This window comes from Flintibacter sp. P01028 (assembly GCF_041925235.1).
GTDB lineage: Bacteria > Bacillota > Clostridia > Oscillospirales > Oscillospiraceae > Lawsonibacter > Lawsonibacter aceti.
In genome coordinates this window covers 775,609-792,735 of the sequence record NZ_JBHEVC010000001.1, presented here as the reverse complement: position 1 = coordinate 792,735, position 17,127 = coordinate 775,609, and the positions used below count along the sequence as shown (strand labels likewise).

Below are 17,127 nucleotides of genomic sequence, written 5' to 3'. Positions count from 1 at the left end.
CAAGAAAAACTGGGGCCCAGCGGGCCCCAGCTTTCAATGAATATCAGCCGACCGAGACATAGTCCTTGGATATGTAGCCGATTTTGCCTCCGCCGTAGTCAAATTTGCACCAGCCGTTGGTTTCCTCCAAGACGGTGATCTTGGCGCCGTTGGAAGCACTGGCCACCACGTCGTACTCCTTGCCTGGGCCGGAGCGGATATTCAAACCGTTCTCAGCGTTTACAATGGTGGCGGGCGTGTTAGGGGCGATGGTGCCGGTAGTTCCAGTGTTCCCACCGGTGGAGCCAGTATTTCCACTCTGGCCGCCGGTGCTGCCGCTGGAGGAGGCGCCAGAACCCCTGCAGTAAACAGTACACTGGGCGGTCTTGTCTCCGGCGGTGGCGGTGACCGTGACCTTGACCAGATCACTGGTGGTATTCACATTGGTGATCATACCGTCCTGGGTGACGGTCAGGGCCGACTCATCGCTGCTGGACCAGGCAACTGTGGCGTCGGCGGGGTCCACCTTGACCACAAATTCAAATGTTTCATTGGCCTGGAGGGTGATGTCGGACTTATTCAGCGTCAGGCTGGACACAGCCACAGGTTCGGGGTCGGGCTGGGGATCCGGCTGCTCTGACTGGTCTCCGCCACTCTGGCTGGAATTGGGGGAGCTGCCGTCAGGGGAGCTTGTAGAGGTGGAGCCGCCGATGGAGGTGCTCTGGCTGGTACCCGCCGAGGAGGAGCCACCGTCCTTGTCCTGGGTAAACAGGGGGAGCAGTTTGGTAAAGACGATAAACAGCGCGGCGATGATCAAGACCAGAGAGATGACCAGAGCTACCACCTGGACCGGATTCACCGGTCCTCCGTAGCCGCCGCCTCGGGTATTGGCCACACGCCGTCCACTGCCTCCGCCACGTCCAGGGCGCTCGTCACAGAAGGGACAGCGTTTATAAGTAGTTGCGTAGTACTCGCCGCATTTGTCACAGCGTATCACATCGTTGCGCCGGGGAGCATTCTGGGTGCCGGCTCCGCCGCGGCGGGAGGGGGCCTGTTTTTCTGCCATGATCGAGTTCCTCCACAAGCTAGGATATCCTTGCGTCAACAAGGGGATATAGTCCATTGTACAAGGATTTTATAGTGTCGTCAACGAAAAATGTCGAAATAACAAAATGTTCATAATCTTATGTCGGAATTTCGTGAGAAGGAGAGAAAGGGAGGCGTGTATCCTTGACCGCCGCCCCCCTTTCTTTTATAATAAAAGGAACAAAGCCCCCGTGCCGCTGGCGCGGGAAGAGAGGGGTGCGCGATGAAGGGGACTATGACCGCCGGCGAGGTGCATAAGCAGTACAACGAAATCGTCACCGCCTTCCGCAAATTGATTCCGGACCCGGCTCTGCGCCTGACGTTCAGCCGTCAGGTGGACGGCTATATGCGCCAATATGCCCTGGGGGTGTGGCAGGCGGACAACGCCAGCGCCATCACTCCCCGACATGTGGAATTTTATAATGCGGTCTATTCTGCCGGGAATCCGGTGCCCTCTGCCCTGTACTGGGAGGTGGCCACAGGGGTGGCCGGCTTTGACCTGTTTCAGCCCCCCGCCTTTTTCCAGGACCTGCTCCGGTACGACCGGATGAAGGGAACCACTCTGGCCCGGCGATTTGCTGACCAGCTTACCCTGGTCCTACTCCTGCTGGCCGCTGTGGACGATGTGGTGAGCGAGAGCGAGGCGGGGTTTGTCAACTCCTGTAACGACACTCTCCTCCACCTGTGCGACCAGGAGGGGCTGCGTGCTGACCGTCCCGCCTTGAAGGCGGACGACTTCATCGCCCGACGGCCTGTCCCGCCTCCGCCCCCTGCCCAGCCGCAGAGGGAGGAGCCCACGGAAAAGAAAGAGGAAGGGCCTGCCGCTGAACGTCCCAAGTTGGAGGAGCTGCTGGCCGAGCTGGACGGGCTATGCGGCCTGGACAAGGTGAAGTCCGATGTGAAGAGCCTCATCAATCTGGTGAAGGTGCGCAGGCTTCGGGAGGAGGCGGGCCTGCCCGTCCCGCCCATGTCCCTCCACCTGGTATTCATGGGAAATCCGGGGACTGGCAAGACCACGGTAGCCCGGCTGCTGGCCAAGATATACCAGGCGATAGGGGTGCTGTCTACCGGGCAGATGGTGGAGGTGGACCGGTCCGGACTGGTGGCCGGCTTTGTGGGCCAGACGGCCCTGAAGACCCAGGAGGCGGTACAGAAGGCGGTGGGCGGCGTGCTGTTTATCGATGAGGCCTACGCCCTGGCCGGTACGGACAGCGCCAACGACTTCGGACATGAGGCCATCGAGGTGCTGCTGAAAAACATGGAGGACCACCGAAAGGACCTGATCGTCATCGTGGCCGGTTACACGGACCGGATGGAGCGATTCATCCACGCCAATCCGGGACTGGAGTCCCGATTCAACAAGTATTTCTTCTTTGAGGACTACGACGCCGCCCAGCTTATGGATATTTTCGTGTCCATGTGCCGTAAGAACGGCTATGCCCTGTCCGGAGAGGGGGAGGGGCTGGCTCGAAGGGAACTGGAGGAGCTGTACCGGAACCGGGACGAGAACTTTGGCAACGCCAGAGAGGTACGCAACCTCTTTGAGAAGGCGGTGGCTCGTCAGGCGGACCGGGTGGCCCAGCTGGACGGCCCCACCAGGGAGCAGCTGATGGAGCTGCTGCCCCAGGATATCAAGCCGTAAGAACTGCTCTCCCCTGAAAGACAGAGGGAAAGAGCGCAACATAAGGAGGAAAAATTATGCTCATAGAGTTTGAAAAGCTGCAGGAGAACCTGGTCCCCAAGCCTCGAGGCGGGGAGGGGGAGATGTACACCCGGACCTTCCAGGACGAAAATAACAAGATCATGCAGATCCGCCTGACCCCCGGCAGCCACCTGGGGATGCACACCCATGAGGTGGACAGCGAGGCGTTCTATATCCTGTCCGGGACCGGAAAGGTACTGTGTGACGGAGTGGACGAGCCGCTGGCTCCCGGCAGCTTTCATTACTGCCCCAAGGGCCATGGCCACCGCCTGATGAATGACGGCACCGAGGACCTGGTCCTGGTGGCCATCATTCCCAACCACGGCGCATGAGAATCGCCTTTTACACCCTTGGATGCAAGGTCAACCAGTACGAGACACAGGCCCTGGAGCAGATCGTGACTGCCCGTGGCCATCTTCTGGTGCCCTTTGAGGGAGAGGCAGACGCCTACATCATCAACACCTGCACGGTCACCGCGGTGAGTGACAAGAAGTCCAGACAGGTGATCCGCCGGGCCAGAAAGCGCGCCCCGGACGCCGTCATTGCCGTGTGCGGCTGCTATCCCCAGACGCATCCGGCGGAGCTGGAGGGGCTGTCCATTGACCTGGTGTCCGGCACCGGGGACCGGGCCGGCTTCGTGGACCTGCTGGAGCGGACCTGGCGGGAGCGCCAGCCCATCACCGCCCTGGACGACGCGCTGAAAAGGCGGGCCTTTGAGGTCCTGCCCGCCGGCGGGCTGGAGGGCCGCACCAGGGCCATGCTGAAGGTGGAGGACGGCTGCGTCAACTTCTGTACTTACTGTATCATCCCATACGCCAGAGGCCCAATCCGGTCCCTGCCTTTGGAAAAAGCGAAGGAACAGGCCGCCCAACTGGCGGCGGAGGGCTACCAGGAACTGGTCCTCACCGGCATCGAAATTTCCTCATGGGGACAGGAGCGAAAGGACGGCACTGCTCTCATCGACCTGGTCGAAGGGGTGTGTCAGGCGGTCCCCGGCTGCCGGGTCCGGCTGGGCTCTCTGGAGCCCCGGACTGTCACCAGAGAGTTCTGTACCAGGGCGGCCCGGCTGGACAACCTGTGTCCCCACTTCCACCTGTCCATGCAGAGCGGCTGTGACGCCACCCTGAAGCGGATGAACCGGAAATATGACACAGAGCGGTTTTATGAGAGCGTGGCCCTGCTGCGGGACCACTTCGAGGACCCGGCCATCACTACGGATATGATCGTGGGCTTTCCGGGGGAGACGGAGGCGGAATTTGGGCAGACAATGGACTTTATCCAGCGGTGCGCATTTTCCGCCATGCACATTTTCCCCTACTCCAGGCGGCCGGGCACTCCGGCGGCCCAGATGGCGGGCCAGGTGCCTAAGGCCATCAAGGAGGAGCGGGCTCGGCGGGGAGCGGCCGTGGCCGCCCAGATGGAGCGGGAATACCTGGAGCGGTTTGTGGGGCGGACCCTGCCTGTCCTCTTTGAGGAGGAGCGGGACGGCCTGTGGCGGGGCCACACCACCCGGTATACAGAGGTTGCCCTCCAAAGCGGGGAGAACCTGCACAATCAGATCAGACAGGTAACTTTCACCGCTGTGGAGGGCAGCGTCCTGCTGGGGCGGGAGGCGGATTGAAAAAAATGTGGCTCTCGAAGGCCGCCGGTGTTATAATAGGAGCCGCTGCTGGGCGATAATGTTTAGGGCATCACGCTGCCCGTTGAGAGGAGCGCTTCACAAATGAGCGAAGAGATGAACTTTACCCCCAATCCGGGGAAAAACCTGATCCGCGCGGTGGATGGGGTGGACTATATGCGTATCCCGGTCAAGACACACTTGATCACAAAGGATGACGATATGGCGGACGTGGTGAAAAAATATCCTCAGGATCTGATGAGGGAGGGAGATATTCTCTTCATTTCGGAGAAGGCAGTGGCCTGTACCCAGTGCCGTGCCATCCCCATGGAGGATATTAAGCCCCGTAAGCTGGCCGTCACCTTGAGCCGCTATGTCACTAAGACCCCGGCGGGCATTGGCCTGGGGATTCCGGAGACTATGGAGATGGCCCTTCAGGAGTGCGGTACCTTGCGCATCCTCTTCGCCGCCTTCTGCTCGGTCATCGGCAAGCTGCTGGGAAAGAAGGGGTGGTTCTACATTGTGGCCGGACCGAAAGCCAGAGGCATCGACGGCCCTACGGAGGGCACCATTCCGCCCTATGACCACTATGTGGTCCTCACTCCGGCCGACCCCATGGGGACGGCCAAGAGTCTGGCGAAGGCCCTTGGACACCCGGTGGCCATCGTGGACATCAACGACCTGGGGGCCAATATTTTAGGCTTCTCGGAAAAACAGCCCTCTATGGACCAGATCGCCAAGATCCTGGGGGATAACCCCCTGGGCCAGGGAGAGGAATGTACGCCCATGGGCATCATCCGCCGGGCATAACAGGAAAACAAAAGCCTCCGGCCCGTTAGCAAGGGGCCGGAGGCTTTTTCATGCCTGATCCTCCATACGGGGGTCGGGCAGATCCACATAGATGGGGCTGTGGCCGGTGGACTCCACAAATCTCAGCAGATCCTCCCGCTTCAACTGGAGGGTAGAGGTGGAGCGGCCAGGGTGGCCACTGATGAATTCGTCGGCCAGCAGATCCCGGTCAATGACCAACTGGACCTGATGTTGGGCGTCAAAGAGCAGCTCCAGAGCGGATACGGAGCCGGGAACGGTCTGAAGGAAGTCTCGCATATGGCCGTCATCGGCGAAGGACAACCGGGCGCACCCCAGTTGGGCGGACAGGAATTTGGTTTTAAAGGGCTTGTCGCCCGGCATCATCAACAGATAGAACTCCGTCTGCTGGCGGTTGCAGAGAAACAGATTTTTGCAGATCTTAGAGCCCAGGACCGCCTCTACCTCCTGGCAGAACTCAATGGTGTCGGCGTGGTCATGGTCAACCCGGACAAAGGGAATGGACAGCTCCTCCAGCCGGTCATAGATGGCAAATTCCTGGGGGATGCGGTCGTCAGTGGGGCGGGTGGTATAGCGGTTTTTATCTATGTACATATCGGTCCCTCGTAATTTAGATGGTAGTGGAACGTGAAAAGAGAGCGCCTGCCCCTCCGTGGGGCGGGCGCTGTCCGCTTTAAAACTGGAATATAGCGCCGATCACGGCGGCAGCGGCGATAAAGACAATGGGATGGAGCTTCTTCAGCTTCTTGGTCTGCATACACAGGAAGATAGCTACGGCCAGGGCGATAGAGGGCCAGTGGAGGGCAAAGGTGTGCTCCGCGGTGCCGCCCACCAGCAGGAATACCGAAACAGCCACGCTCAACCCAGCGGAGGCAATCAGCCCGGTAGAGGCGGGGCGCAGGCCGTAAAAGACGGCGTCCACCGCCTTGGACTGGCGGAATTTCTGGAGGAAGCCGGCGATGATGATGATAACTACGATGGAGGGGAAGATGAGCCCCAGAGTGGCAACCACAGCGCCGGGTAGACCGAAGATCTCAAAGCCCACATAGGTGGCCATGTTGACGCCCATGGGACCGGGGGTGGACTCGGACACGGCGATCATGGTGGTCAGCTCCACGTCGGTGAACCAGCCAGTGCGGGTCCCCATGTCCTGGAGGAAGGGGATGGTGGCCAGTCCACCGCCCACGGCAAAGAGGCCCACCTTGGCAAATTCAAAAAACAGGCGCAGTAAGATCATTGGTCAGCCCCTCCCTTCTTCATACCGGCTATCATACGGGCCACATAGCCAACCACGCCGGAGCACACAATAAGAATGACGGGGGACAGGTCCACAAAGAAGGCCAGCAGCAGGACAGCCAGGAAAATACATACAGACAGGGCGTCCTTCAAGTTGGACTTGCCCAGCTTGACCACACTGGCGGCAATCAGGGCCACCACAGCGGCGTTGATGCCCGCCAACGCATGCTGGACCACAGGGATATCCGCAAAGTTGGACAGGAAGGCGGCGATCAAGGTGATGATGACAAGGGAGGGAAAGACCAGGCCCAGGGTGGCCAGCACACCGCCAGGGATTCCCCTGTACTTGTATCCGATGAAAGTGGCGGTATTTACCGCGATAATACCGGGGGTGCACTGTCCCACGGCGAAGTAGTCGGTGAGCTCCTCCTCGGTGGCCCAGCCCTTTTTCTCCACCACCTCCCGCTGAAGGATGGGAAGCATGGCATAGCCGCCGCCAAAGGTGCATACCCCCACCTTGGCGAAGGTGACGAACAGATCGACCATAATATTCATGTAGCAGCTACCTCTCAGCGATCAATATTCAGATATAGAGCCCAGACAGGACGGCGGCCCCCGCCTTCAACGCGGCGTGTCGGTGGGGCGCGGGGTGCTCCTGGCTAGGCGGACAGGTCCTATACATTAAATCGGAAGAGGATGATATCGCCGTCCTGGACGACATACTCCTTGCCCTCAGAGCGGATCAGGCCCTTCTCCCTGGCGGCGGCCATGGTGCCACAGGCCATCAGGTCTTCGTAAGAGACCACTTCAGCCCGGATGAAACCCCGTTCAAAATCGGAGTGTATCTTGCCAGCGGCCTGGGGGGCCTTGGTCCCCTTCACGATGGTCCAGGCCCGGCACTCGTCCTCGCCGGAGGTCAAGTAGGAGATCAGGCCCAGCAGGGTGTAGCTGGCCTTCACCAGCCGGTCCAGGCCGGACTCGGCTACCCCCAGGTCGTCCAGAAACATCTTCTTCTCCTCGCCGTCCAGCTGGGCGATCTCCGCCTCCAGCTTGGCGCACACGGGGATGACCTGGGCCCCCTGAGCGGCGGCCCGCTCCTCCACCTGCTGGTAGTAGGGGACGGAGTGAGGATCTGAGAATCCCTCCTCGTCCAAATTGGCGGCGTAGATGACGGGCTTTAAGGACAGCAACTCACAGTCGGGATATTCGGCGGCGATATCCACCGCTTCATAGGAGCGGGCGGATTTGCCGTCGTTGAGCCAGTCCCGCAGGCCCTCAAAGTCGGCCGCTTCCTGAAGGAACTTCTTGTCCCCCTTGGCCATCTTTTTGGCCTTGTCAATGCGCCGCTCTACCATCTCCAAATCAGCCATTACCAGTTCCAGGTCGATGGTGTCCATGTCCCGGACGGGATCAGTGGATCCCTCCACATGGATGACGTTGTCGTCATCAAAGCACCGGACTACATGGACAATGGCGTCGGTCATGCGGATGTTGCCCAGGAATTTGTTGCCCAGGCCCTCTCCCTTGCTGGCTCCCTTCACCAGACCGGCGATGTCCACAAATTCGATGACCGCTGGTGTGGTCTTCTTGGGGTGGTACATCTCGGACAGCTTATCCAGCCGGTAGTCAGGGACAGCCACCATGCCCACGTTGGGGTCGATGGTGCAGAAGGGGTAGTTGGCGCTCTCGGCGCCAGCGTTGGTGATGGCGTTGAACAGGGTGCTCTTTCCAACGTTTGGAAGCCCCACGATGCCCAATTTCAAGGCGATCCCTCTTTCCAAATGGTATTTTTATGAATCAGCCCAAATATTATATCTGTTTTAATCCGGGGATGCAAGGGGTGACAGGCAGAAATCCGACGGGGAGGCTTGGATTTTCCCTGTGGAGTGGCCCAAAAGGCCGGTCCAGTGGATAAAAAAACGGGGCGATTTTTAGAGAAATATGGTATAATAATTCTATGAAAGAATTTAACCGCCTTGTCCCTTTCCCCGCCGCCAGAAGCCAATTTCAGGCGGGTGCGTACCTGGGTGGTTTGAAACATGGGGTAGAGGAGGAAAAACGATGTACTACCGGACCAACTATGATTCACCTGTCGGCCCCCTTATGCTGGCCAGCGATGGGACTAGTCTGACAGGTCTGTGGATGGAAGGCCAGAAATATTTTGGCGGCGCCATCCGGGAGGAACTGGTCCAAAGGGATGACCTGCCCGTCTTTGCTATGGCTCGAACATGGCTGGAGCGGTACTTTGCCAGGGAGAGGCCTGACCCGTCGGAGCTCCCCTTGGCGCCGCGGGGCGGAGAGTTCCGCCAGGCGGTGTGGGAGCTGCTGTGCCAGATTCCATATGGAGAGCTGACGACCTATGGTCACCTGGCGAAAGAGATGGCGGCTCGCCTGGGCAGAGTCTCCATGTCGGCCCAGGCAGTGGGCGGCGCGGTGGGGCATAATCCCATCTCCATCATCATTCCCTGCCACCGGGTGGTGGGGAGCGACAGCAGCTTGACCGGCTATGCCGGAGGATTGGAAAAGAAAAGGTATCTCCTCTCTTTGGAGGGGATTGATGTGACAACACTCAGCACCCCTACACGGGGAACGGCGCTGTGAGGAGGGGGAGCATGGACTGGCCAGATGGAAAGACAAGGTGCCCGTGGGCTAACCCCAACAACCCCCGGTACCTCCAATACCACGATAAGGAGTGGGGGGTCCCCGTCCACGACGACCAAAAGCTCTTTGAAATGCTGATCTTGGAGAATTTTCAGGCTGGACTGTCCTGGGAGTGTGTCCTCAATAAGTGGGAGGCTTTTTCCAGGGCCTTTGACGGCTTCGACCTGGAGAAAGTGTGCTCCTATGGACCGGAGGAGCAGGCCCGCTTGAAAAGTGACCCAGGCATCATCCGCAACGGGAGGAAGATCGCTGCCGCCGTCCAGAATGCCCGGGTGTTCCGAGAGATTCAGAGGGAGTGGGGCAGCTTCGACCGCTATCTGTGGCACTGGACGGAGGGCCAGGTGGTCTGTGAGCAGGGGAAGGCCAGCTCCCCGCTGTCCGACCGGGTATCCAGGGATCTGAAAAAACGGGGAATGACTTTTGTGGGGACAGTCATCATCTACGCCTACCTCCAGGCCGTAGGGGTCGTTTGGTCCCATGAGGAGGGCTGCTTCCTGGAGAGCCGTCCCGGACCCGGCCCGCTTTCTGAAGCGGCGCTTTGACGAGAGTTTGACTGAATTACTCCTCCGGTTCCGGTGGTGGGAACTGGAGGGAGAGGCGCTGGTATCTGTCTTGCCGCTGCTCTGCGACCCGGACCTAGAAAAGGTGCGCCAGAGCTTGGAACACTTGCTGGCGAAAGAATAGAGAGAAATCAGAAAGCCGCCTGTGCATTTCTGCACAGGCGGCCGTTTTTATGTCTCCCGACGGTACCTCTGGTATAACTGAGTATATTGTATCTAGTAGTAGCACACCGTCCTGTTATTCGCCAAGCTCCTCCGGCAAAGGCCGCCTCCGGTGCTCCACTGGTCCCCACTCCGGCAAGGGAAGGCGCTGCATGGCGCCGAAGGCGCGGGCTTTCAGCCCAGGGTAGCGTCCCTGAAGTTCGTAGATGAGCTCCTTGATCTCCTGCCGTTTGGTGTTCCCATTGGCTGGACAGGGATTTTTGACTACGGGCAATCCCAGCCTCTGAGCCGTGTGCTGAATCAGATTTTCGCCACAATAGAGGAGAGGGCGAATCTGGGTGATGCCGGTCCGATCTAAGAAGGTGACAGGCTGAAAACATGACAGCCGCCCCTCAAAGATCAAAGACATGAAAAAGGTCTCAATGGCGTCATCATAGTGGTGGCCCAGGGCTATTTTGGTGATGCCCCGGTCCAGAATGGCCTGGTGAAGAGCCCCACGGCGCATTTTCGCGCACATGGAGCAAGGGTTCTTCTCCCGGCGGATATCGAAAATGATGTGCTGGATCTCACTGCTCAGTATGGTGTAGGGAACACCTAGTTCCCCGCACAGACGGGTGATGGGGGAGAAGTCCATCCCGTCCCTCCCATCGGAATGACCCATATCCAGGGTAAAAGCCTCTACCGTGAAGGGGATAGGGTAAAACTCACGCAGCTTGGCCAGCGCCATCAACAGGACCAAGGAGTCCTTTCCGCCGGATACACCGACGGCTACCCGGTCGCCGGGCTGTATCATATGATAGTCCTCTACACACCGGCGAGTCAGGGATAGAATCTTGTTCATGGGGGATCTCCTCCATTTGAGTAAAACTGTTACAAAAACTGAAGTTTTGACTGAATAAAAACAAAAATTAAAAATGAGATATCAAGAGATATCGGAAGAATATAAGAGAAAATAAAAGATATCTAATCTTTTGCTAAAAAAACATGAAATATCAGTTGACACCCGCTTACTCCCGTACTATAATACAAAACGCTCCGCTTGTACAGAGTTGGGCAAAATGTTTTTATCATTGACCAAATGGTTGAGATAAGTAGAGGAAAATGGAGGTTTCACCTATGTCCACTTTTATGGCAAACAAGGGGAACATCGTGCGTAGCTGGTACGTCCTGGACGCTGCTGGCAAGCCTCTGGGCAAGACAGCCGCTCTGGCCGCTGATCTGCTGCGCGGTAAGCGCAAGCCCGAGTTTACCCCCAACGCCGACTGCGGCGATTTCGTTATCGTCATCAATGCTGAGAAGGCTGTTCTGACCGGCAAGAAGCTGGACCAGAAGTATTACCGCTCCCACTCCGGCTGGGTGGGCGGCCTGAAGGAAGTCAAGTACCGCACCCTGATGCAGACTAAGCCCGAGCTGGCCATGAAGCTGGCCATCCGCGGGATGCTGCCCAAGAACATCATCGCCAAGGACTCCCTGACTCGCCTGCACATTTACCGCGGCGGCGAGCATGAGCACGCTGCCCAGAAGCCCCAGGTCTGGGACGCTGAGTAAGAGGAGGATTTAGATCATGTATAAGAGCAAGAAGCCTTATTTCTACGGCACCGGCCGCCGGAAGTCCTCCGTGGCCCGCGTGCACCTGTTCGAGAACGGCACCGGAGCCATCACCATCAATGGCCGTGACATCGACGACTACTTTGGTCTGGAGACCCTGAAGCTCATTGTCCGTCAGCCCCTGGTCACCACGGAGACTGTGGGTAAGGTGGACATCGTGGCCACCGTTACCGGCGGCGGCGTCACCGGCCAGGCCGGCGCTATCCGTCACGGTATTGCCCGCGCTCTGCTGCTGGTCAACGAGGAGTACCGCCCTGCTCTGAAGGCCGCCGGGTTCCTGACCCGCGACCCCAGAATGAAGGAGCGCAAGAAGTACGGCCTCAAAGCCGCCCGTCGCGCACCTCAGTTCAGCAAACGCTGATTTTATATCAAAAACGTTCAAAAGCTCCGGAAAATTGCGATTTTCCGGGGCTTTTCTTTTTAGAAACCTCTGACAGTCTTTGCCTGGTTTTAACCTGATTTAGCCCAATCTGGCCCTGCTTTTGCGGTTAAATATGGGCTAAATAACAGAGCGAAAGAAGTCGATTTGGGCTAGGCCTTAGGGGAGGCCGTCATGGGCAGTTATTACCCGCTCCAGAGGTCCCCTATACCAAACAATCCATCTGTTTTTTGCTCCTAATTTAACCTGCTTTGTCATAACTGAATACTGTTTATATTGCAGACATATATAGTGCGCCGAATCATTTCCTGAATGAAGCGGCGCTCTTTTTGCCCCAGTTAACAGACGCAATTATTTCCCCTGTCCTGACTCAAAGCCTACATAGCCGTCTGTTTCGCCGCAGGCGGCTAAATCTATGAGGGGAGGGAACCTCCAAATGGCTAAACCAAAGGTAATCAGCGTAGCAAATCAGAAGGGCGGTGTCGGAAAAAGCACCACCGTCTACAACCTGGGAGCCGGCTTTGCGCTGGAGGGAAAGAAAGTCCTGTTGCTGGATGTGGACCCCCAGGGCGACCTAACCGAGATGCTGGGCCAGCGCAAGCCCCATGAACTGCCCCTCACCCTTGCCAAATGGTATCGGGGACAATGCCCTGCGGCCGCCCGGAGATCATGTACCACCATGAGGGCTTTGATTTTGTGCCGGGGAACCAAACACTGTCCGCCGTAGAGGCAGGCCTGGTGAACATGATGAGCCGTGAAACGGTGCTGCGGTGGTATATAGACAGCATAAGGCGGGACTATAACTATGTTCTGCTGGACTACCGTCCTTCGCTGGGTATACTGGCCATTAACGCCCTGCCTGCGTTGGACTATGTGCTTGTCCCCGTCCAAGCGGACTAGCTGGCGGCGGAGGATATGACGGAACTGGTGGGGACGGTGCGGAACGTCCAGCGTCAGATCAACCCGTAGCTGAAGATCGGTGGTGTGTTCCTGACCATGGCAAACGAAACCAACTTCCACGAGGACATTATAGCCAGCGTTTGGAACAATTCTGACCGGCACCTACCGGACCTCAGAGAACGCATCCTTCATCGTGACGGGCTGTAAAGCCGGTACCTTCACCATTGAGGAGTTGTTCCAGCGAAGGATCCCACATGATCGACACATTCCCTCAAACGGTTTGCCTCTCCAGCCAAGAGCAGAAGGTGGTAGGCGACGGCGGCCGCTACTTTATCACATATTCCGCCAGAGCCATTCTGGTTGAGGGCATAGCGCTGGTTGTCAAGGAACCCAGGGCCAGGACCGGCTACCTGTTGGTCGGTACGCCCCAAACGATTCAGGTTAAGGCGGGGCAGACGGTCACGGGTCATGGTGGAATTCCGCAACCAGCCCCTAGGGAACTTGATTGTTGAAAAGTGGGGGCGGAACGGCACAGAAACCATTCCTCTGGAGGGTGTCAAGTTTGAGATTAAACACGCTAACGGCCAGTATGTGGGAAACTCCGGGGGCACCCTATTCAGCAACGATATCTATTATTCCGACTCCACGGGAAAGATCACTCCGTCTGGTATCACAGGTACCGCCATTGAGACCGGATTGGAGAGCGTGCCTAGATACACCATCGAACTGGACAGCCAGACCGTCCCCACCAATCCCAACGCCGCGCAGACCCTCCACTGCTATAACAACACCGTAGGAAAGACGTGGAGTTTACTACCAAAGCCAACACCGGAACATGGAAGATTCTAGTAGCTATAAAATCGTCTATAAGACTAATCTCAATGGGGAAGAGAACTGTGTTTTGGCGGACGGCGTGAACACTCAGCAGTGAATGCCTCCACTGTGGCGTTGCTCGGTGTGCGTGTGGCGAAGCAGGAGGAGAAAACTCGTATAGACTGGCCCTATACTTCAGGATATCTCCAATGCGGCCATTACCATCGAGGGCTGTGAAAGGCAAACAAGGACAAGAACATCGGATGATTTACCAAGGTGGGCAAAGCGTCGCCTAGAACTTCGTCAGAGTAAAAATCTTACCACGGGGAGGACCGCTGATATAGGCAGCCGCATGAACGCCAGCTATAATTACCGACTCCATCCATGTCGGAAATGTGGAGTTTGTACTGGACGTGAGCAGTACAGAGCAGTTCATGTTTGGACACAGGCCTGCCAAGGGATGACTACTATTATTGGGGCTACTACCACTCCAATCTTATGGTGGAAAAAAGAATTATTGAAACGTGCCGAACAGAAATTGGAATGTTAAATGATAAAAAATAACGGGTTACTGAACAGCCAAGTGAGCCAGATAAGGGACGTGAGCGATGATGAATATGAGGGTTTAAGGGCTGCGACTCCAGAGGAGTAGTTGTATGCCTATGATCAGAGTACGCAGTTCGCCGGACAATGTGGGAGGGAGTCCGGGCCATCTGTTGGGTCGACTGGATGACACCGCCACTATATTTGTCAGCGACCAGAAGTGCAACAATGCCCCTACAACATGCCTGAGTTTAAGAGAGTTAAATAGAGTCCTTCATATGCTCTGGTTTGATGAGCAATATGATCATGCGCTAAAAAATTGTGGCCACAACGATCATTTTTGCTGTGTATACCCGGAGGGCTGTGTAAACAATAATCAAGCTTGTATCTATCTCTATCGCCGGGAATGGTTGGACCAGCACATAGAACAGTCTGAAAAAGGAATTCGCCTTCCCAAACCGTGTATTCCGTAGACGAAATGACGTCAGTTAAAAGTTCTATAGACCCAGCCACACCTGCTGGAATCTAAAATTATGAGATTGACATGCTTCTGCCTCGTTACGATATCCGATTGATAACACTGCCGCTTTGTCGTTTTAAAATGTTAACTTCACAAATAGCAGGATTCGTTTCCTACGACAGAAAACGGGCGATCTTTGGGAAAGCAAATTGTAAAGGATGGTCTTCTAAACTATAAGTCGCAATATACAGCCTGAAGTCAGTGGTTGCTCTAAGATCTTATGATTCACTACCAGACAATGGACTGTTATGCAATCAATACAATGATCTAGACACAATTCGGTAAATCAGGAGTCCCCCTTTTGTGCTGAGGTATGGTCAAAAGAAAAACCCCGTTTCATGCTCGTCATGGAACGGGGTTTTGGAGGAGAAATCGTCATATTTTGGCCTTTATTCCTGCTGAACGTCGGCTTTTTTACTAGGATTTTTCCCTCTGCGTTTTAATAAAATCCTGATCTAGTAGGGTTGTGGCATTTACTGTAGCTTAGTAGAAGTAGGAAAAAATATTTGAAAAATTACCAGCGTACAAGAGGTTTCACACCCAGAATAAAGCCGGGGATAGAAATACACTTTTACTCAGGTGTCGAAGACCCATGCTTTGCAGTAGCCGTCAGACAGAGCTTCCAGAATACGGCCTTCCTTGTTGGCATCGCCCACTACGACCACATGGTCGAAGTTCTCCTTGATCTGAGCTACCAACTCACAACGGGGCGCCACACCCATAGACAGGACCACAGCCTCGGCATCCAGAGTCACCTGGGATCCGTCGGAGCGGGACAAGTGGACGCAATTATCCTCAATGGACTCCAGCTTGTGGTCGGGCATAACTTGACCGCCGTAACTCTCCAACTGCTGTAGTTCGTCGGCCACAACTTGAGGAAACACGCCTGGGCAGATAACGGATCGCATCTCTACCACAGAGACCTTACAACCGCGACTTCCCAAGAAAGAGGCAGTCTCCAGACCGGCTAGGCCGGAGCCAACCACGACCACAGACTTGCCGTCCAAGTTAACCTTGCCGGTGAGCACCTCGGGGACAGTGGAGACGTTGGCGTTGAGAATGCCGGGGATAGATCTAGGCCGGATGGGAGTGGAGCCGGCGCAGACAAACACGCCCACAGGATTCAGCGCCTTAATGTCGTCCACAGTGGCTTCCTTACCCAACACCACATTGACACCGGCGTTCTGGACTTGGGTAATCAGGCCCTCCTTGAGCCAGGTGATCTTGTTCTTCTTTGGGGGCTTCTCTGCGTAGTTTAGTTGGCCACCCAAGAGGTCTTCCTTCTCAAACAGAGTGACGGTATAGCCGCGCCGGGATAGAACCTGAGCGGCCTCCAGGCCGCCGGGACCACCACCTATCACCACCACGGGGCGCCCGTTGCCGTTGTGCTCCATGTGGGCGAACTCACGTTCACGGCCGAGAGCAGGGTTGACAGTGCAGACCGGGGGCACCCCGCTGACCTGGGTCTGCATACACACCAAGCAGCTGATGCAGGAGCGGATCTCACACTCCCGTCCCTCCATCACCTTTTTGGTGAAGTGAGGGTCGGCAAGGTGACCACGGGACAGACCAACGAAATCGCTGACACCCTCAGCCAGGAGGGATTCGGCAAAGTCGGGCTTCTTAATGGTATTCACTGCGATGACGGGGCAGTTGACCGCCTCGGTAATGGCCTTTGCCAGGTGTTTCTTCCAGCCCTGCTGGAAGGAGGGGGGCTCCCGGTTGAACTGAGAGGACTCCTGCAGGCCGCAGTTGACGTTAATAAAATCCATGCCCATCTCATCATAGATTCTGGCCATCTCCACACCGTCTTCCAGGGTGTTTCCGCCCTCCACATATTCATCAGCGGAGATGCGGATGCCCACTACAAAGTCTTTGCCTACTTCTTTTCGGATGGCATCATAGATTTCTACGATGATCCGCATACGGTTTTCCAGAGGGCCGCCGTACTCGTCGGTGCGCTTATTGATGGTGGGAGTGAGAAACTGCCCCAGCAGATAGCCATGGGCGGCATGGATTTCAATGCCATCCACACCGGCGTTTTTGGCCAGACGAGCGGCGTTGACGTAGCGGTCAATGATATACTGGATGTCTTTCTTGGTCATCTCCTTGGTTATGGTTCCGTCGTTGGCCTTGGTGGGGGAGGCGGACCAGGGAATCTCGCCATTCAGATTGGCCACGGAGGTGCACTTACCGGGATGGTAGAGCTGGAGGATCAGCTTGGCATCGTACTTGTGAATGATGCTGGCCAGATGGGAGTACGACATAGCCTGAGCGCGGTTTTCCAGTACCAGCTCGTTGGGACTGAGTTTGCCCCACGTGGAGTCGATGGTAACAATACCAGTCATAATCAGGCCGGCACCTCCTCTGGCCCGCTCCTCCATATAGGCGCAGAAGCGGTCTCCGGCCTCGCCGTTAGATTCGGCATAGAACAGGCCAACAGGGGTCACAACTACCCTGTTTTTAAGCTCCAGACGGCCAATTTTTCCTGGTTTCAGCAGATTGGGATATTGTGTATTCATATTCTTCCTC

Annotated in this window: 19 protein-coding genes; 11 read left to right on the top strand and 8 right to left on the bottom strand. The window is 56.6% G+C overall.

The window, feature by feature from the left end; all coding sequences use genetic code 11:
- Positions 1-43 precede the first annotated feature (43 nt).
- A complete protein-coding gene (locus tag ACEVJK_RS03970) occupies positions 44-1,045 on the bottom strand; it encodes an SH3 domain-containing protein (RefSeq protein ID WP_374740007.1) in 1,002 nt (333 codons plus the stop codon).
- 243 nt (positions 1,046-1,288) lie between these two features.
- Between ACEVJK_RS03970 and ACEVJK_RS03965 the strand changes: the two genes are divergently transcribed.
- The 4 genes from ACEVJK_RS03965 (at position 1,289) to ACEVJK_RS03950 (ending at position 5,195) form a co-directional block, all read left to right on the top strand.
- Complete coding sequence (locus ACEVJK_RS03965) at positions 1,289-2,707, top strand: AAA family ATPase (RefSeq protein WP_374740006.1); 1,419 nt, start codon at positions 1,289-1,291, stop codon at positions 2,705-2,707.
- Positions 2,708-2,763: 56 nt separating this feature from the next.
- The gene (locus ACEVJK_RS03960; RefSeq protein ID WP_147571093.1) at positions 2,764-3,099 is read left to right on the top strand and encodes a cupin domain-containing protein; all 336 of its coding nucleotides are present in this window, start codon (positions 2,764-2,766) and stop codon (positions 3,097-3,099) included.
- The gene (gene mtaB / locus ACEVJK_RS03955) at positions 3,096-4,388 is read left to right on the top strand and encodes a tRNA (N(6)-L-threonylcarbamoyladenosine(37)-C(2))-methylthiotransferase MtaB (RefSeq protein WP_262669945.1); all 1,293 of its coding nucleotides are present in this window, start codon (positions 3,096-3,098) and stop codon (positions 4,386-4,388) included. Before ACEVJK_RS03960 ends, mtaB begins: the two co-directional genes overlap by 4 nt.
- A 102-nt stretch (positions 4,389-4,490) precedes the next feature.
- Positions 4,491-5,195 (top strand): coenzyme F420-0:L-glutamate ligase, encoded by a 705-nt coding sequence (locus ACEVJK_RS03950; RefSeq protein ID WP_147571091.1) that lies wholly within the window; start codon positions 4,491-4,493, stop codon positions 5,193-5,195.
- Between the two features lie 48 nt (positions 5,196-5,243).
- Here the strand turns inward: ACEVJK_RS03950 and ACEVJK_RS03945 are convergent, their stop codons facing one another.
- The 4 genes from ACEVJK_RS03945 to ychF all read right to left on the bottom strand — a co-directional run bounded on the left by ACEVJK_RS03945 (position 5,244) and on the right by ychF (position 8,212).
- Positions 5,244-5,807, bottom strand: coding sequence for a prolyl-tRNA synthetase associated domain-containing protein (locus tag ACEVJK_RS03945; RefSeq protein ID WP_147571090.1), 564 nt, complete (start codon positions 5,805-5,807; stop codon positions 5,244-5,246).
- A 79-nt stretch (positions 5,808-5,886) separates the two neighbouring features.
- A complete protein-coding gene (locus ACEVJK_RS03940) occupies positions 5,887-6,450 on the bottom strand; it encodes a chromate transporter (protein WP_240286666.1) in 564 nt (187 codons plus the stop codon).
- Positions 6,447-7,004, bottom strand: coding sequence for a chromate transporter (locus ACEVJK_RS03935; protein ID WP_147571088.1), 558 nt, complete (start codon positions 7,002-7,004; stop codon positions 6,447-6,449). Before ACEVJK_RS03935 ends, ACEVJK_RS03940 begins: the two co-directional genes overlap by 4 nt.
- A gap of 119 nt (positions 7,005-7,123) precedes the next feature.
- Positions 7,124-8,212 (bottom strand): redox-regulated ATPase YchF, encoded by a 1,089-nt coding sequence (ychF, locus tag ACEVJK_RS03930; RefSeq protein ID WP_186853148.1) that lies wholly within the window; start codon positions 8,210-8,212, stop codon positions 7,124-7,126.
- A gap of 298 nt (positions 8,213-8,510) precedes the next feature.
- Between ychF and ACEVJK_RS03925 the strand changes: the two genes are divergently transcribed.
- Positions 8,511-9,050: a methylated-DNA--[protein]-cysteine S-methyltransferase gene (locus ACEVJK_RS03925; RefSeq protein WP_374740003.1), complete on the top strand. Its 540-nt coding sequence runs from the start codon at positions 8,511-8,513 to the stop codon at positions 9,048-9,050.
- Between the two features lie 11 nt (positions 9,051-9,061).
- A complete protein-coding gene (locus ACEVJK_RS03920; protein ID WP_374740001.1) occupies positions 9,062-9,652 on the top strand; it encodes a DNA-3-methyladenine glycosylase I in 591 nt (196 codons plus the stop codon).
- Between the two features lie 256 nt (positions 9,653-9,908).
- Here ACEVJK_RS03920 and ACEVJK_RS03915 read toward each other — a convergent pair whose 3' ends face one another.
- A complete protein-coding gene (locus tag ACEVJK_RS03915) occupies positions 9,909-10,673 on the bottom strand; it encodes a tRNA 2-thiocytidine biosynthesis TtcA family protein (protein WP_262669948.1) in 765 nt (254 codons plus the stop codon).
- Between the two features lie 275 nt (positions 10,674-10,948).
- Here ACEVJK_RS03915 and rplM point away from each other — a divergent pair, with 275 nt between their 5' ends.
- The 4 genes from rplM to ACEVJK_RS03895 all read left to right on the top strand — a co-directional run bounded on the left by rplM (position 10,949) and on the right by ACEVJK_RS03895 (position 12,719).
- The gene (rplM, locus tag ACEVJK_RS03910) at positions 10,949-11,380 is read left to right on the top strand and encodes a 50S ribosomal protein L13 (protein ID WP_147571082.1); all 432 of its coding nucleotides are present in this window, start codon (positions 10,949-10,951) and stop codon (positions 11,378-11,380) included.
- 16 nt (positions 11,381-11,396) lie between these two features.
- Positions 11,397-11,801, top strand: a complete 405-nt coding sequence (gene rpsI / locus ACEVJK_RS03905; RefSeq protein ID WP_147571081.1) for a 30S ribosomal protein S9 — start codon at positions 11,397-11,399, stop codon at positions 11,799-11,801.
- A 454-nt stretch (positions 11,802-12,255) separates the two neighbouring features.
- A complete protein-coding gene (locus ACEVJK_RS03900) occupies positions 12,256-12,546 on the top strand; it encodes a ParA family protein (RefSeq protein ID WP_263858371.1) in 291 nt (96 codons plus the stop codon).
- The gene (locus ACEVJK_RS03895) at positions 12,516-12,719 is read left to right on the top strand and encodes a ParA family protein (protein ID WP_374739999.1); all 204 of its coding nucleotides are present in this window, start codon (positions 12,516-12,518) and stop codon (positions 12,717-12,719) included. The genes ACEVJK_RS03900 and ACEVJK_RS03895 overlap by 31 nt, the downstream gene beginning before the upstream one ends.
- A 218-nt stretch (positions 12,720-12,937) precedes the next feature.
- On the opposite strand, the gene ACEVJK_RS03890 is transcribed toward ACEVJK_RS03895, so the two are convergent.
- Positions 12,938-13,189 carry a hypothetical protein gene (locus tag ACEVJK_RS03890; RefSeq protein WP_374739998.1) on the bottom strand — a complete coding sequence of 84 codons (252 nt, stop codon included), beginning with the start codon at positions 13,187-13,189 and terminating at the stop codon, positions 12,938-12,940.
- Between ACEVJK_RS03890 and ACEVJK_RS03885 the strand changes: the two genes are divergently transcribed.
- The gene (locus ACEVJK_RS03885; protein ID WP_374739997.1) at positions 13,188-13,568 is read left to right on the top strand and encodes a hypothetical protein; all 381 of its coding nucleotides are present in this window, start codon (positions 13,188-13,190) and stop codon (positions 13,566-13,568) included. The genes ACEVJK_RS03890 and ACEVJK_RS03885 overlap by 2 nt on opposite strands.
- 1,602 nt (positions 13,569-15,170) lie before the next feature.
- On the opposite strand, the gene ACEVJK_RS03880 is transcribed toward ACEVJK_RS03885, so the two are convergent.
- Positions 15,171-17,117: an FAD-dependent oxidoreductase gene (locus ACEVJK_RS03880; RefSeq protein ID WP_240286703.1), complete on the bottom strand. Its 1,947-nt coding sequence runs from the start codon at positions 17,115-17,117 to the stop codon at positions 15,171-15,173.
- Positions 17,118-17,127: the final 10 nt, after the last annotated feature.

Bases quoted from the DNA above. Each gene is read 5' to 3' on its own strand.
- ACEVJK_RS03925 (WP_374740003.1), top strand. From the start codon at position 8,511: ATGTACTACCGGACCAACTATGATTCACCTGTCGGCCCCCTTATGCTG.
- mtaB (WP_262669945.1), top strand. From the start codon at position 3,096: ATGAGAATCGCCTTTTACACCCTTGGATGCAAGGTCAACCAGTACGAG.
- ACEVJK_RS03970 (WP_374740007.1), bottom strand. From the start codon at position 1,045: ATGGCAGAAAAACAGGCCCCCTCCCGCCGCGGCGGAGCCGGCACCCAG.
- ACEVJK_RS03890 (WP_374739998.1), bottom strand. From the start codon at position 13,189: ATGACCCGTGACCGTCTGCCCCGCCTTAACCTGAATCGTTTGGGGCGT.
- ACEVJK_RS03940 (WP_240286666.1), bottom strand. From the start codon at position 6,450: ATGATCTTACTGCGCCTGTTTTTTGAATTTGCCAAGGTGGGCCTCTTT.
- ACEVJK_RS03935 (WP_147571088.1), bottom strand. From the start codon at position 7,004: ATGAATATTATGGTCGATCTGTTCGTCACCTTCGCCAAGGTGGGGGTA.
- ACEVJK_RS03945 (WP_147571090.1), bottom strand. From the start codon at position 5,807: ATGTACATAGATAAAAACCGCTATACCACCCGCCCCACTGACGACCGC.
- rplM (WP_147571082.1), top strand. From the start codon at position 10,949: ATGTCCACTTTTATGGCAAACAAGGGGAACATCGTGCGTAGCTGGTAC.
- ACEVJK_RS03880 (WP_240286703.1), bottom strand. From the start codon at position 17,117: ATGAATACACAATATCCCAATCTGCTGAAACCAGGAAAAATTGGCCGT.
- ACEVJK_RS03965 (WP_374740006.1), top strand. From the start codon at position 1,289: ATGAAGGGGACTATGACCGCCGGCGAGGTGCATAAGCAGTACAACGAA.
- ACEVJK_RS03950 (WP_147571091.1), top strand. From the start codon at position 4,491: ATGAGCGAAGAGATGAACTTTACCCCCAATCCGGGGAAAAACCTGATC.
- ACEVJK_RS03885 (WP_374739997.1), top strand. From the start codon at position 13,188: ATGGTGGAATTCCGCAACCAGCCCCTAGGGAACTTGATTGTTGAAAAG.
- ACEVJK_RS03900 (WP_263858371.1), top strand. From the start codon at position 12,256: ATGGCTAAACCAAAGGTAATCAGCGTAGCAAATCAGAAGGGCGGTGTC.
- rpsI (WP_147571081.1), top strand. From the start codon at position 11,397: ATGTATAAGAGCAAGAAGCCTTATTTCTACGGCACCGGCCGCCGGAAG.
- ACEVJK_RS03960 (WP_147571093.1), top strand. From the start codon at position 2,764: ATGCTCATAGAGTTTGAAAAGCTGCAGGAGAACCTGGTCCCCAAGCCT.
- ACEVJK_RS03915 (WP_262669948.1), bottom strand. From the start codon at position 10,673: ATGAACAAGATTCTATCCCTGACTCGCCGGTGTGTAGAGGACTATCAT.
- ACEVJK_RS03920 (WP_374740001.1), top strand. From the start codon at position 9,062: ATGGACTGGCCAGATGGAAAGACAAGGTGCCCGTGGGCTAACCCCAAC.